The organism is Pseudarthrobacter sp. fls2-241-R2A-168, from assembly GCF_030209335.1.
Lineage (GTDB): Bacteria > Actinomycetota > Actinomycetes > Actinomycetales > Micrococcaceae > Arthrobacter.
On record NZ_JARVSG010000023.1, the window covers coordinates 50882 to 64601 of the forward strand.

The 13720-nt window shown below is 67.3% G+C and carries 13 protein-coding genes; 2 read left to right on the plus strand and 11 right to left on the minus strand.

Going from position 1 to position 13720, the window contains the following annotated elements:
• Positions 1-94: 94 nt before the first annotated feature.
• The 3 genes from QRN11_RS14295 to QRN11_RS14305 form a co-directional block, all read right to left on the minus strand.
• A complete protein-coding gene (locus tag QRN11_RS14295) occupies positions 95-3196 on the minus strand; it encodes an AAA family ATPase (RefSeq protein WP_285313284.1) in 3102 nt (1033 codons plus the stop codon).
• Positions 3193-4377 (minus strand): exonuclease SbcCD subunit D, encoded by a 1185-nt coding sequence (locus tag QRN11_RS14300; RefSeq protein WP_285313285.1) that lies wholly within the window; start codon positions 4375-4377, stop codon positions 3193-3195. The genes QRN11_RS14295 and QRN11_RS14300 overlap by 4 nt, the downstream gene beginning before the upstream one ends.
• A gap of 67 nt (positions 4378-4444) precedes the next feature.
• The gene (locus tag QRN11_RS14305; protein WP_285313286.1) at positions 4445-5371 is read right to left on the minus strand and encodes an aquaporin; all 927 of its coding nucleotides are present in this window, start codon (positions 5369-5371) and stop codon (positions 4445-4447) included.
• A 193-nt stretch (positions 5372-5564) separates the two neighbouring features.
• Here QRN11_RS14305 and QRN11_RS14310 point away from each other — a divergent pair, with 193 nt between their 5' ends.
• Positions 5565-6647 carry an ADP-ribosylglycohydrolase family protein gene (locus QRN11_RS14310; RefSeq protein ID WP_285313287.1) on the plus strand — a complete coding sequence of 361 codons (1083 nt, stop codon included), beginning with the start codon at positions 5565-5567 and terminating at the stop codon, positions 6645-6647.
• On the opposite strand, the gene QRN11_RS14315 is transcribed toward QRN11_RS14310, so the two are convergent.
• Together QRN11_RS14315 and QRN11_RS14320 are read right to left on the minus strand one after the other, a co-directional pair.
• Positions 6628-7107 (minus strand): DUF4395 domain-containing protein, encoded by a 480-nt coding sequence (locus QRN11_RS14315; RefSeq protein ID WP_285313288.1) that lies wholly within the window; start codon positions 7105-7107, stop codon positions 6628-6630. The genes QRN11_RS14310 and QRN11_RS14315 overlap by 20 nt on opposite strands.
• 72 nt (positions 7108-7179) lie before the next feature.
• Positions 7180-8190, minus strand: a complete 1011-nt coding sequence (locus QRN11_RS14320) for a 3'-5' exonuclease (RefSeq protein ID WP_091416057.1) — start codon at positions 8188-8190, stop codon at positions 7180-7182.
• A 149-nt stretch (positions 8191-8339) separates the two neighbouring features.
• Between QRN11_RS14320 and QRN11_RS14325 the strand changes: the two genes are divergently transcribed.
• A complete protein-coding gene (locus QRN11_RS14325; RefSeq protein WP_285313291.1) occupies positions 8340-9134 on the plus strand; it encodes a DedA family protein in 795 nt (264 codons plus the stop codon).
• A gap of 86 nt (positions 9135-9220) precedes the next feature.
• Here the strand turns inward: QRN11_RS14325 and rdgB are convergent, their stop codons facing one another.
• The 6 genes from rdgB to clpS all read right to left on the minus strand — a co-directional run bounded on the left by rdgB (position 9221) and on the right by clpS (position 13576).
• Positions 9221-9886 carry an RdgB/HAM1 family non-canonical purine NTP pyrophosphatase gene (gene rdgB / locus QRN11_RS14330; protein ID WP_285313289.1) on the minus strand — a complete coding sequence of 222 codons (666 nt, stop codon included), beginning with the start codon at positions 9884-9886 and terminating at the stop codon, positions 9221-9223.
• On the minus strand, positions 9883-10641 hold the full coding sequence (gene rph, locus QRN11_RS14335; RefSeq protein WP_091415747.1) for a ribonuclease PH: 759 nt from the start codon (positions 10639-10641) through the stop codon (positions 9883-9885). Before rph ends, rdgB begins: the two co-directional genes overlap by 4 nt.
• Positions 10642-10720: 79 nt before the next feature.
• On the minus strand, positions 10721-11518 hold the full coding sequence (locus tag QRN11_RS14340; RefSeq protein WP_285313290.1) for an MBL fold metallo-hydrolase: 798 nt from the start codon (positions 11516-11518) through the stop codon (positions 10721-10723).
• Positions 11515-12510, minus strand: coding sequence for a glutamate racemase (gene murI / locus QRN11_RS14345; protein ID WP_285313292.1), 996 nt, complete (start codon positions 12508-12510; stop codon positions 11515-11517). The genes QRN11_RS14340 and murI overlap by 4 nt, the downstream gene beginning before the upstream one ends.
• A gap of 123 nt (positions 12511-12633) precedes the next feature.
• Positions 12634-13200, minus strand: coding sequence for a DUF2017 domain-containing protein (locus QRN11_RS14350; protein WP_091415741.1), 567 nt, complete (start codon positions 13198-13200; stop codon positions 12634-12636).
• Positions 13193-13576: an ATP-dependent Clp protease adapter ClpS gene (clpS, locus tag QRN11_RS14355; RefSeq protein WP_091415739.1), complete on the minus strand. Its 384-nt coding sequence runs from the start codon at positions 13574-13576 to the stop codon at positions 13193-13195. Before clpS ends, QRN11_RS14350 begins: the two co-directional genes overlap by 8 nt.
• Positions 13577-13720 lie beyond the last annotated feature (144 nt).

Sequence of the window (13720 nt, forward strand, 5' to 3'; positions counted from 1 at the left end):
CCCTCCTCCCGATGCGCCGAACCCGGTAACTGTCCAAGTATATCCGGCGTTCCCCATAGGCCCCGGGAGCATGGATCTACTCCTGTCCGCGCAGTCAGACCGGGGCCTCGACAGCCTCCGATATCCGCAGGGTGGAGCCGTTTCGTCCCTTGAGCACCTGGAGCTGCATGCCGATCCGCTGCTTCATCTCCGCTACATGGCTCACGAGTCCCACCACCCGGCCGCCATCCCGCAGGCCTTCGAGGGCATCCATCACCTGTTCCAAAGACTGCTCGTCCAGGCTGCCGAAGCCTTCATCCACGAAGAGGGTTTCGATTTCCACGCCGCCGGACTCCTGCTGGACGACGTCGGCCAGTCCGAGCGCCAGGGACAGCGATGCCATAAATGATTCGCCCCCAGAGAGGGTGGACGTATCCCGGCGGTGTCCGGTCCATTGATCCACCACTTCCAACCCCAGCCCGGATTTGGCACCGCGCGCCGCCTTGGCGTCGGTGTGCTGCAGGAGGTACCGCCCGTCGCTCATGGCCACCAGCCGTTCCGAGGCGGCCAGGGCCACCTGCTCCAGCCGCGCTGCCAGGACATAGCTGTTCAGGCTCATCCGGTAAGTGTTGTCTCCCCGGCCTGCCGCCGCATCCGCCAGGCCGGACAACATCCGGGCATGCTCGGCGGGACCGCGGGCCGAACCGGCAAGCCCGTCATAGCTTGCAGCGATGCTTGTCAACGATTCAAGGCAGCGCGATGCCAGCCCCACCGCCACCTCAGCGTCGCGCGCGGCCTGCAGGGCAGCGGCTGCGTCAGCCTGGAGGGCCGGCAGGCGCTGCTGGTCCATCTCAATCCCGTCGGCCGCTTCCTTCACGGCGAGCACAACTTCGTCCGACGCGAACAGCTCGGCAACCTTGGCAGCCTCGTCGTGGACCGAGCGTATTTCAGCTTCGAGTGCAACAGCGTCATTGGCGGCCAGCAGGTGTGCCCGGGCTTCCTCCGAGGAATCAAACCCCGCTTCCGGCAAGGCCAGTTCCAGGTGCTCCCGGGCCTCCGCCGCCTGGGCGTTGGCGGTGGAAAGCGCAGCCTGGGCTTCGACGGCTTTAGACAGCATGGCGGCCGCGTTTTCGAGGGCGCGCAGCCGCTGGGCAAGGCTCGAGCGCCCTGCCCGCAAGTCCGCCAGTGCCTGGTCAAGGGTCGATGACTGTTCGGCGAGGTCGCCCAGGGAGGATACAACGGTCGCGAGCTCGGCCTCCGCGCTGGCCCTGGACGCCTGGGCTGACGTTACACCCGCTTCGAGTGTTTCCAGCCGCGCCCGCGCCGCCGCGAGTTCCTCCACGGCCTGGGCGGCGTCGTCCGCAGCCAGGCGAGCTTCCTCAGCCCCATTGAGGGCCTCTTCCACGGGCGTCCCGCCGCCTTGGCCGGCCAGGACCGCCACCAGTTGATCTGCCTCGGCCAGCCGCTGGCTGGCACCGGCGAATCCTGCTTCCGCGGCCTCATACACCTGATGGGCTGCTTCCTCTTCCTGTTCGAGGCCGGAACCGCCCCCGTTACCGGCCGGCGGTGAGGGATGCTCCGTGCTGCCGCACACGGGGCAGTGTTCCCCCTCCACGAGTTTGGCGGCCAGTTCGGCAGCCGCGTTGGCGAGCCGCTGCTCCCGTACATCGAGCCAGCGGCGTTTGGTTTCCAGCTGGTGCTCGAGTGACTTGTCGTGAACCAGCTTCGCCGCATCCCGCGCGGCAACGGCAGCACCGTAGCGCCGGACCACGTCCAGCAGTTCCCCGGCGGCGGTTGCTTCCTTCGCGCGCAGCGCTGCCGCCCCGGCCCGTCCTTCCAGTGTTTCCAGGCCCGAGGTGAGGCGGATCCGCTCGTTCAGCAGATCCTCCACGCGGCGGTCCAGGGCGGCATTGGACGCCGTGAGCTCCTGCTGTTTTGCCAGCAACTGCCGGTGCTTTGACCGGAGCACCTTCAGGCGGTCCTCGTCCGGAAGCCGCGCCTCCACAACAGCCAGGAGGGACCGGAGCCGGTTCAACTCATCTGCCGCGCCGGGAAACACCGCCGGTCCGTCGATGTCCCGCGGGACATGGTTCCTGGGTCCCAGGTCCAGCTGGCCGAGTTCCGGGTCTTCGTCGGCGGCCAGGCGAAGCAGGGTGAAAGCCGATTCCATGGCGTCAGCCGCCCGCCGGACCTTGGCAGCCCCGGCATCAACGCTGCGCAGCTGCCCGGCAAGGACCTCTGCCTGGCGGTGGCGGCCCAGCCGGCGGGCCAGGTCCTCCAGCCGCGGAAGGGTTTCCTGCACGGCGGCCTGCCTGGCTGTTGCTTCCTCGAGCCTGCGGTGGCGTTCACGCAGTGCAGTTTCCGCTGCAACGGCGCGGACCCGTTCCTGGTGTTCCGACTCCGCAGCCAGTGCGAGCTCCGAGAGTTGGCGTTGTCGTTCCGCGGCACGTTCTTTCAACCACTCGAGCCGCACTGACCGGGTGTCCGCCACAGCATCTGCCGCCGGGATGTCCTCCGGCGGCGCGTCAGTCTCCTGGAGCTGCAGCGCTTCTGCTTCCGACTCGGCCCGCGCCGCCAGGAGTTCCAGTTGGCCGTTGAGGCCAGCCACTTTCTCCTTTGCTGCCTGCGACTGCTGCGAGAGTTCCTGCTCCACGGCTTCAAACCGCTCCGTGCCGAAAAGTTTCTGCAGAAGCTCCAGCCGGTCGGTGGCTTTGGAGCGCAGGAAGGCGGCAAAGTCACCCTGCGGCAGCATCACCACACGGGTGAATTGCTCCCGGTCCATTCCCAGCAGGGCGAGTATCTCGGCCCCGGCTTCATCGTTGCGCGTGGATTTCTCCACCCACGTCCCGTCCACGCGTTCGCGCAGGAGGGTTTTGGCCTGTTGCGTGGTGAAACCGTTCTTGCCCCTGGCGCTCGGCTTTTCCCAGGCGGGCGACCGGGTGACGTCAAACCGCCTGCCCTGCGCCGAGAATTCACAGCTCACCGCAGGTTCCTGGCCGGGCTCAGCGTGGTCGCTGCGGAGCCGCTTTCCGTCCTGGCGGGCACCCGGCACTGAGCCGTAGAGTGCAAAGCAGATGGCGTCGAGAACACTGGTTTTACCCGCGCCGGTGGGCCCATTGAGCAGGAACAGTCCATGCGCGCTCAAGGCGTCGAAGTCGATCTCCTCGGTACCGGCAAAGGGACCGAATCCGGAGATGCGGAGGCGGTGGATCCTCACAGCGAGGCCTCCTGCAGCCGGACGTTTTCGAGGGCGGCGGCGAGCGCCGCCTTTTCGGCATCATCCGGAACACGGCCGCGGACGTGCTCCAGGAAGCCGCAGCATACAGCGAGGTCATCCGGTGCTTCAGCCAGCCTGCTGCTGTAGGTGGAGGTGGTGCCCGCAGGGCCACCCTCGGGGTCGAAGCTGAGGACCAGCGTGTCCGGGAAGCGTGCCCGCAACTGGTCCATGGCCCGGGCGGGACGCTGGGCGTCGGTCAGGGTCACCTGGCAGTAGGCGGCTTCGGCCCACGAGTATTCGGAGGACTCAAGCAGTTCGGACAAGGGCCCCCGGAGCACCGCCAGGGTGCGCGGGGCGTCCCACAGGACTTCCTGGACTGTAGTCACGCCGCCGGCATCGATGTCGATGAGCCACGCCCCCTTCTGGTGGGACGCTTCGGAGAAGGAGTACGCCAGCGGTGAGCCGGAGTAGCGGACCCGCGGCGACAGGGACTGCCGCCCATGCAGGTGGCCCAGGGCCGTGTAGCTGAAGCCGTCGAAGAGGTCCAGGGGCACTGCCCCCACGCCTCCGATGCTGAGGTCGCGTTCACTGTCAGAGCTGATCCCGCCGCTGGCAAAGGTGTGCGCCAGTACCACCGAATGGACGGTGGCCGTGGCCGAGCGCCTTTCAATGTCCTGCCGGATCAGCCCTGTTGCCGCCCGGGTCACCTCGAAGTGGCTGGCGGTCTGGACACCCAGTTGATCGGCCACCAGCCGTGGTTCGAGCCAGGGTATGCCGTAAATGGCAACCACGGCAGTATCAGCTGCGCCGGCAGATGCTCCACCGACCGGGAGCACCAGGGGCTGGTCCAGGCCGTCCAGCCTGGTCCGCAGGTGCACGCCGCCGCGCTCCAGCAGGCGCGAAGCAAATCCGAGGCGGATGGCGGAATCGTGGTTGCCGCTGGTCAGCACTACCTGCGCCCCTGCCGACGTCAGCCGGACCAGGGCATCGTCCAGGAGATGGACCACATCCACCCCCGGGAGGGCGCGGTCGTAGACGTCGCCTGCGATGAGCACAACATCCACCGCATGGCGGGCAACGGCGTCCACCAGCTGGTCGACAAAAGCCTGCTGTGCATCCAGCATGCCAACGCCGTGGAAGGAGCGGCCCAGATGCCAGTCCGATGTGTGAAGTAACCTCATGCTTCTACGCTATCGGCTGCCACTGACAGTTCCGGCAAACGCCGCAGCTGCCGCATCACCGGCAGGTTCAGCCGCGCTTTCCGTCGAAGAATTCCTGGGCCTCGCTGGCTTTGGTCTTTGCGTCCTTGGTGGCCGGTTTTGGGTCCGCCTCACGGGCTGCCACGAACTCCTCAACCGCCGGGACCTGGTCGCCATCGTTGCCCGCCGCCGCGGCTTCAGCGGAGGCAGCGGACACGGCTGGAGCGGCATTGAAAGTGCGGAACGCCAGTCCGGCGATGACGGCGCCTGCCAAGGGAGCGGCAACAAATACCCAGAGCTGTTCAACAGCCCACCCCGAGCTGAATACTGCGGAGGCAACGGCCCTGGCCGGGTTGAACGGCAGGTTGCCCACCGACAGTCCCAGCTGCAGAAGGACGGCGAAGGACAGGCCAACGGCAACCGGCGCTGCGCTTGGGCCGCTGCTGTCCTGGCGGGCTGTTCCCAGGAACACGGCGGTGATGATCGCGGCCCCGATCATCTCCAGCAGCAGCACGGCCGCCAGCGGGGCCTGGATGATGGAGTGTTCACCGAAGCCGGCGGTAACGGTGTCGAAGGCCGTCCGGCTGTCCGCGATCCCTGGGAGCGTGCGCAGGATTCCGTAGAGAGCGAGCGCGGCTACCATTCCCCCGGCTGCCTGGGCCACGGTATAGGCGGCAGCTGCCCCCAAGCGGATCCGGCCGGCCACGAGGTGCCCGGCCGTGATGGCAGGGTTGAAATGCGCGCCTGAAACGTGGGCGAAAGCAAGCATTGCCGCCGTCACCGCGAGCCCGGCAGCAAGGGCGGCAGGCAGCGGGCTGGACTGCGGAAGGCTGAACAGCGGCACACCGAGCCCGGCGAGCGCCAGGAAGAAGGTTCCAAACGCCTCGGCGGCCAAACGTGGCAGAAGCCGTGGCTGGGCTGCAACAGCACCGGACGGCTGGACTGCATCGTGACGGGCCGGGACGGGCGTGCTCATGGTGATGACCTTCGATGTAGGCGGAAACGGACATTGCGATCAGGCAACCCCGGCATTATTCCAGTGCAGACTGTGCGTTCGCTGGACGCCAGCCGACATCAGCTGGCACAGCAGCGGAGCCAATGCCGGCAACGCTGCTGCGCCCGCCCGCTGCGGTCGGCCCGCCGCTGGCAGCCACGGTAAATTTGCAACCATGAGTATCGAGCCGGACGCTTCCATCCCCTCCCCTAAGTCCCGTATCCACGGATCACTCCTGGGCGGCGCCCTCGGCGACTCCCTGGGCTACGCCGTGGAGTTCGACACGATTGAGCAGATCCGCGCCCGCTACGGCGCGGCCGGCCTGACGGGCTTCGAAGCCCTGGCGGGCCCCGGCCGCTTCTCCGATGACACCCAAATGACCCTGTACACAGTGGACGGCCTCGTCGAGGCGCTGGAGTGGGCAAACTCGGGAGTCGGCGCCGACGCCAACGCCTGCCTGTGGCTGGCGTACCTGCGCTGGTATGCGACCCAGGGGGAAACAGCGCCCGCCTCGGCCCCGGTCCCCCAGCCACGCTGGATTGACGCCCAGGAGGTGCTCCACCAGCGGCGGCATCCTGGTAAAGCCTGCCTTTCCGGACTTGCCACCGGGGAAATGGGCACCTCGTTCCGGCCCGTGAACCCTGACTCCAAAGGCTGCGGGACGGTGATGCGCTCGGCCCCGTTCGGGCTCATCCCGCACATCACGGCCGACGCCGTCTACAAACTGAGTGCCGACGCCGCCTCGCTCACGCATGGCCACCCGTCCGCCCGCCAGAGCGCGGGTACCTTCAGCCTGCTCATCCACCATGTGGTGGCCGGCGCCGGGCTCCGGGAAGCGGCAGCCGAGGCGCTGTCCCATACCGCAGGCCTCGACGGCGCAGCCCCCGAGCTGCTGGAACGGCTGGAGGCCGCACTCCGGCTGGCGGGAAAGGGAGTGGTGAAACCCGAGGAAATGGTCCAGGCACTCGGTGAGGGCTGGGTCGCTGAAGAAGCCCTCGCCGTCGCGCTTTACTCCGTACTGGCCACCCTCCCGGATGCCGCCCCGGCGGAACCGCTGCAGCATTTCCGTCATGCTGTTGCCTTGGCCGTCAACCACAGCGGCGACAGCGATTCCACCGGTTCCATCGCCGGGAACATCCTCGGTGCCTTCTACGGTGAGGCCTGCCTGCCCTCGGAATGGCTTGCGGTGCTGGAAGGGCAGGACGTGATCCGCGGCATGGCCGGCCAGCTGGTGAAGGTCACAACCGGCGAAGGCTGATGTTGTTGCAGGCCTCGCAGACTTCCTGCGGAATCAGCCCGCGCCGCTGCAGGAATCCGAAGATCACGCAGCCGAGGCAGAAGGCGGCAAACGCTTCAAGCGACGCCGCCACGATCAGGATTGCCAGCATGGTCCAGGCGGCAGGAACAGCGCCGGCCGCGAACAGGGCCAGGGCCGCGGTGGAGACCACTGCCCCCATGCCCTGGGCGAAGCGCTTGGGCGGCCCGGGAACCAGTTTCACCCGGCCCAGCCGTGGAGTGATGACTTTCACGGACAGCAGTGCCAGGGGCGAGATCCGGGGCCCGAAGAGGACCCGGAGCCAGAACCCGGCGGCGATGGCCGCCAGCCCCCATCCCGACCCCGCGGCCGCCGTCACCAGCGACAGGACAACTACCAGCCCCGCCGTCACGCGGGCAGCGTACTCGTTCACGGGATTGGGGAAGGCAAAGATCTTGCGCATGAGGCAAGGCTAGGTGGAGGCCGACGCCGGGCGGAAGGTTTGTTGCGCCGCGTGACCGTGCGCCCGGGCTGCTCAGGCGCTCAGGGCTCCGGCGAAACTGCCCACCATCTGCAGGAACTCGCCCTCGGAAAGAACCTCGATGGCTTGCCCCCGCTCGTGCAGTTCGAGCACGCGGCGCGCCTTGCCGGTGAGCCTTCCCGAGCGGAGGTCCGAGGCCACGAAGCCGTCCCCCACCACCAGGACCGTGGTGCGTCCCGTCACCCGGCTCTCCGGCCTGGCACCGAACTCGGCAGAACGCTGCTTCGCCTCAGGCCGCCCGATGGACAACTGCCCGGTGAAAACCACCGTCTGGCCGTAGAGCGGGTGGCCGGGCTCGGCGAGCGGATTGGGTTCGGGGTTGGCTCCCTCTTCAGGCCAGCCGCCCTGGAACTGCCGGACCAGCCCCGCACCGCTGCCCGCCGCGCCGGACAGGGCGGCGAGGCTCGGCTTCGACAACGTGTCCCGGGCAGGGTCGAACGCCTCCTGGCGCGGCATGACAAGCCCCAGCGACAGATAGAGTTCGGCGATGCTGTTGGCCCCGTTGCGGCCGGCGATGTCGATCAGGATGCCTGCGCAGGCGCGGGCATCCTCGGCGGCGTCGTGGTGGTTGACCAGCGGCACTCCGGCCTCCTCGGCGGCAAAGGGCAGGGAGTTGGACACCAGGGAGTAGCAGCGCCGGGACAGCATCACCGTGCAGACGTAGTCGTAGGCCGGACCGGGGAGTCCCGAGACCTCCAGCCCGGAGCGGATCACACCGAGATCGAAGGCCGCATTGTGCGCCGCAAGGATGTCATCGCCAATGAAGGCGCCGATCTCGGGAAAGAGCTCGCCGAACCGGGGCCGGCCCGCGACGTCCGAAGCAGTAATGCCGTGGATCCGTACGTTGTGGTAGTCGAAGTGGTCGTGGCTGGCCGGCGGGCGCATGAGCCAGGAGGCTTCCTCAACCACCTTGCCGCCCCGGACCTTCGTCAGGCCCACTGAACACGGGGACCCCCGGAATCCGTTCGCAGTCTCGAAGTCGATCGCCGTAAAGTCCAAACCCACGGGCCCCACCTTACCTTCGAAGGTTATCGTTCCCGTGTCACCCATGCCGTCCTGTCGCCGAAATCACCCGGCCGCCCCGGCCGGCACCTTCCGCCGCCACAGGGAGGAAGAGGCGTGTCAAGTACCCTTGAGGAGTGAACTTTCCTGTGATGAACGACTTCGCTATGTCCATGCTGGGCGGTGCGGGACCGGTACAGCCACAGCTGGCCTCCTTCCTGCCCGACTGGCTGAACCCCCAGGTTTTCCTGGCCGATCCTGCCCTGGCACCCTGGGTGGTCCTGCTTGTCTGCGGCATCGTCTTCGCGGAAACCGGGCTGCTGGTGGGCTTCTTCCTGCCGGGCGACTCCATGCTGTTCACCGCCGGCCTGCTGGTGGCCACCGACACCATCAAGTTCAACGTCTGGCTTCTCGCGCTGCTGATTGTTGTGTCGGCCATCGTGGGCAACCAGACCGGCTACCTGATCGGCTCCAAAGCGGGACCGGCCATCTTCAACAAGCCCAATTCCCGCCTCTTCAAGCGCGAGAACGTTGAAAATGCCCACGCCTTCTTCGAAAAGCACGGCGGCAAAGCGCTGATCCTGGCCCGCTTTGTCCCGATCATCCGGACCTTCGTCCCGGTCATCGTGGGCGTTGCCCAGATGAGCAAAAAGAAGTTCTTCCTGTACAACGTCATCGGCGCCTTCCTTTGGGGCGGCGGCGTCACGCTCCTGGGATACCTGCTGGGCGACCGGATCCCGTGGGTCCGGGACAACCTGGACATCATCTTCATCGCCATCGTGCTGGTCTCGGTACTGCCCATCGGGGTGGAGGTCCTGCGCGGCATGTCCGCCAGGCGCCAGGCCACGGCCTACGGCACTGACCCGGTGGACGAGTTCATCGAAGAACACGCACCCGAGGAAGAGCACAAAACACCCCGCCACCTTGACGGGACGCGCCCCGAGTAGCAGCACGTCTGCCACAGCGCAGAGAAGGGTGTGTTCCAGGCTTCGGCCCGGAACACACCCTTCTTTGTGCCAGCTTCGCGTTAACCTCAGCCGTGCTGGAGGGCCTCCACAATGGCGGGCAGGAGCGCCCGGAAGGCCTTGCCGCGGTGGCTGATGGCGTTCTTCTCGTCGGCGGACAGTTCCGCGCAGCTGCGGGTCTCCCCCGCCGGCTGAAGCACGGGGTCGTAGCCGAACCCGCCGTCACCGCGTGGTTCGCGCAGGAGCACGCCCTCCAGCTGCCCGTACTCCACGACTTCACGCCCGGCACCCCCGTTGGCCGCCGGCACCGCCAGCGCCGCCGCACAGACAAAGGCGGCGCCACGGTGGGGGTCCGGAACATCGGAAAGCTGGTTGAGCAGCAGCCGCAGGTTCGCGGCGTCGTCACCGTGGCTGCCGGCCCACCGGGCCGAGAAGATGCCCGGCGCTCCGCCCATCACATCCACAGCGAGCCCGGAATCATCGGCGATCGCCACCAGGCCGGTCGCTTCGGCAACTGCCCGCGCTTTGAGCAGGGAATTCTCGGCGAACGTCACGCCCGTTTCGACGACGTCGGGGGCACCTGCCGCCGCCGCGTCCACAACCTGCATGTCGACGTCGAGCCCCGGTACCTGCCCGCGCAGGAGCTCACGGAGCTCACGGAGCTTGCCCTTGTTGTGGGTGGCCAGGACCAGGCGCGGGGCTGTCCCCTGCCCCGCGGCGGAGGCCGCGGTCACAGGGTGTCTGCCAGGGTTTCGCGCTGGATGGCCGCAAGCTGGGTGGTGCCGAGCAGGGCGAGGTCCAGGAGCTGGTCCAGTTCCGCACGGTCAAAGGGCGCACCCTCGGCAGTTCCCTGGACCTCCACGAACTTGCCCGAACCGGTGACCACCACGTTCATGTCGGTTTCCGCCCGGACATCCTCAACGTAGGGCAGGTCCAGCATGGGAACCCCGTCGATGATGCCCACCGATACTGCCGCGATGGTGTCAATCAAGGGCTGGGCGTTCTTGGCGATCAGCTTGTTGTCGCGGGCAAACCGGATGGAGTCAGCGAGTGCTACGTAGGCGCCGGTGATCGCAGCGGTCCGGGTGCCGCCGTCAGCCTGCAGCACGTCACAGTCCAGCACGATGGTGTTTTCGCCCAGGGCTTTGGTGTCAATGATGGAGCGCAGGGAACGGCCGATGAGCCGGGAGATCTCGTGCGTGCGGCCGCCGATCTTGCCCTTGACGGATTCGCGGTCGGACCGGGTGTTGGTGGCGCGGGGCAGCATGGCGTACTCGGCGGTGACCCAGCCGCGGCCCTCGCCCTTGAGCCAGCGCGGAACCCCCGCAGTGAGGGAAGCCGTGCACAGCACCCTGGTGTTGCCGAACTCGATCAGGGCCGAGCCCTCGGCCTGGTTGGACCATCCACGGGTGATGCTGATGGGCCGGAGCTGGTCCGGGGCGCGGCCGTCGCCGCGCACGATGGGCACTGCAGTTGCTTCAGAAGTCATGCCTTTAGCTTATCCACTGCCGCGCGGCACGGATGTTTCGGGCAAAGAGCCGGGCAGTCCCCGCACCAGCCTCCCGCCCCTAGACGGTGTAGTGCACTCCGGCAACTGCCACGGCAACGTCGCCGCCAAAAGCCGGACGGGCCTCCGCCATGACGGTGGTCTGCGACGTCCACACGGGAATATGGGTGAGCAGGAGCCTGCGGGCACCGGCGGCGGCAGCAGCTTCCCCGGCGCGCTTGCCGGTGAGGTGGACGTCCTTGATGCCGTCATCCCGGCCTTCTTCAAAGGCCGCTTCGCACAGGAACAGGTCCGCGTCCTTGGCGGCCTCCTCGAGGCCTGCGCAGGAGTCCGTGTCGCCGGAGTAGGTCAGCGTTTTGGTGATCCGGTTGCCTTCCTTGTCCGGTTCCAGCACTTCCACCCGGAGCGCGTAGCACTCCTCGATGGGATGGTTCACGGCGAAGGGCGTCACGGTGAAGGGACCCACGGTCACGGGCTCACGCTCGGCCCAGTTGGTGAAGTCGAACTCCTCGCGCATGCCGGGGTCCAGCTCCAGTCCGTAGGCGGTGGCCATCCGGTCTGCCGTGGCAGCCGGTCCCCACACGGGAATCCGTCCCCTTTCCCAGCCGCCCGGCTTCCAGCGGACGGCGACGTGCAGGCCGCAGAGGTCCATGCAGTGGTCCGGGTGCAGGTGGGTCAGGAAGATGGCGTCGATGTCCTCAAGGTCGGTGTACCGCTGGATGGCGCCCAGTGCCCCGCTGCCCAGATCCATGACCACTTTCCAGGTCCGCTCGCCGTCGTGCGCGGTCAGCAGGTAGCACGACGCCGGGGATCCCGGCCCGGGAAAGGATCCGGTACAGCCGACAATGGTTAGCTTCATTGGCCCGGACCCCCGGTGACGGAGCTGCCCACGAAGTTGGAAATCCGCTGGCGGGTCCCGGCACGTTGCGCGGCGGCGATCATTTCCGGGGTGATGCGGGCCAGGCTGCCGGTGGGATACTGGGCCGCCACATGGTCCACGTGCCGGACGGAGAGGACTTCGGGGCCCAGGAACCTGCGGGCCAGCGCCTCGAACTGGCCGGCGTCCCCGGTTGCCACGAAGTGGTGCTCGGGCGGGGCTGTTTGAGTGCGCTGCAGGTTATGGGTGGCCAGGGCGCGGTAGACGTCCTTGGCCGTTTCCTCCGCGCTGGACACCAGGGTGACGTCCGCTCCCATCACATAGGAGATGACACCTGTCAGCAGCGGGTAGTGGGTGCAGCCGAGGACCACAGTGTCCACGCCGGCGGCCTTGAGCGGGGCAAGGTACTGCTCCGCCACGGCCAGCAGGGCCGGGCCCGTGGTGATTCCTGCCTCGACGTAGCTGACGAACTCCGGGCAGGCCACCGAGGTGATATCCAGGTCCGGAGCGGCGGCGAACGTATCCTCGTAGGCACGCGAGCCCACGGTGGCGGAGGTGCCGATCACGCCCACCCGTCCACTGCGGGTGGCAGCAACGGCGCGCCGCACCGCCGGCTGGATGACCTCAATGACGGGGATGCCGTACTTCGCGGTGTACCGTTCCCGGGCGTCGCGGAGCACAGCGGCCGACGCCGAGTTGCAGGCTATGGTGAGCAGCTTGACGCCGGAGTCCACCAGTTCGTCCATCACGCCCAGGGCGTTGGCCCGGACTTCCGCGATGGGCAGCGGGCCATAGGGCCCGTGCGCTGTATCCCCTACGTAGAGGATGGACTCGTTGGGGAGCTGGTCGATGATGGAGCGTGCCACCGTGAGGCCGCCTACTCCCGAATCGAAGACACCGATGGGCCGTGATTCCACGGCGGCGGCCGGCAGGTCGCTGGCTTCGGATCCTGCTGCTTCAGCTGACGGATCCATGCTCGAGGCTGTTGTCATGATTATTCGAGGATAGGTCTTCCCTGCGGCCTCAGCCATCATGTTGTGGCCTGCGACTCATGTCTAATTTCTCACACGACCCGCACGGACGGCCGGGGCCAAGCCTCAACGGCGGGTGTCCAGCGACTGCAGCATGGCCTGCACCAGCGATTCCTGGAGCCAGGTGGCGAAGTTGTAGACCAGGGCCAGATAGCTCTCCACATCCTCCGCCTGGGACCAGTCCTGCATGAGGTGGACGTGCTCGGCGTCCTCTTCGTCCTGGATGTCCAGCCGCTCCGCCAGGACCAGCCGGACATCGTTCAGCGCCATCGACCAGTGCTTGGCGCCCTCGGCCGAGAGAACGATCTCGTCCTTGTCCAGGTCCAGGGCCGCCGCCCGCAGCGCGCCGATCTTCGTCTCACGCAAGGACCGCTCGGTGAGCTGGCGGAACTCAAGGGACGCGGCGCCGTCGTTCTTCATCACGTTGGGGAGGAGCCGCTTCACTGCCCGGTCCGAGGGCTCGGCAACATCCATGTCGAGGCCGATCAGGGCAGCCAGCGGGTCCTGGCCGGAGCGGTCCTCGGGCTGCAGCATGGAGATCACGTCGTCGATGAGGCTGCGCAGCAGCTCCCGCTCGGTGGGCTCCAGGTAGCCGGTAATGCCTTTGAGTCCGTACTTGAATGCCTTAGCCACGTTTTCCCTTACCCTGGCCGGACCCGCCGGACTTGCCTGAATTGCCGCCCGGTCCGCCACTGGCCTTCTCCACGGTGGCCCACAGCCCGAAACCGTGCATGGCCACCGCGTGGCGCTCCACCTGTTCCTTGCTGCCGTTGGCAACAATCGAGCGGCCCTTTTTGTGGACCTCCATCATGAGCTTGTTCGCTTTGGTCTCCGAATAGCCGAAGTAGCTTTGGAAAACATAGCTGACGTAGCTCATGAGGTTTACGGGGTCATTCCAGATCACCAGGTTCCAGGGGATGTCCGGTGCGGCCAGGAAGCCGGTGGACTCCTCTGTGCCGGTCCGGGTGCCCTCTTGGGTATCAGGGCCGAGCGCAACGCTTAAGGTCATCTGTCCATTCTAAGGGGGAGGATGGACCCACACGCCGGCGAGGGGCCCGCGGCGAAGCGAAGCGAGACGTGGGAGCCGGTGGGAGGGCCCACGCCGGCGAGGGGCCCGCGGCGAAGCGAAGCGAGACGTGGGAGCCGGTGGGAG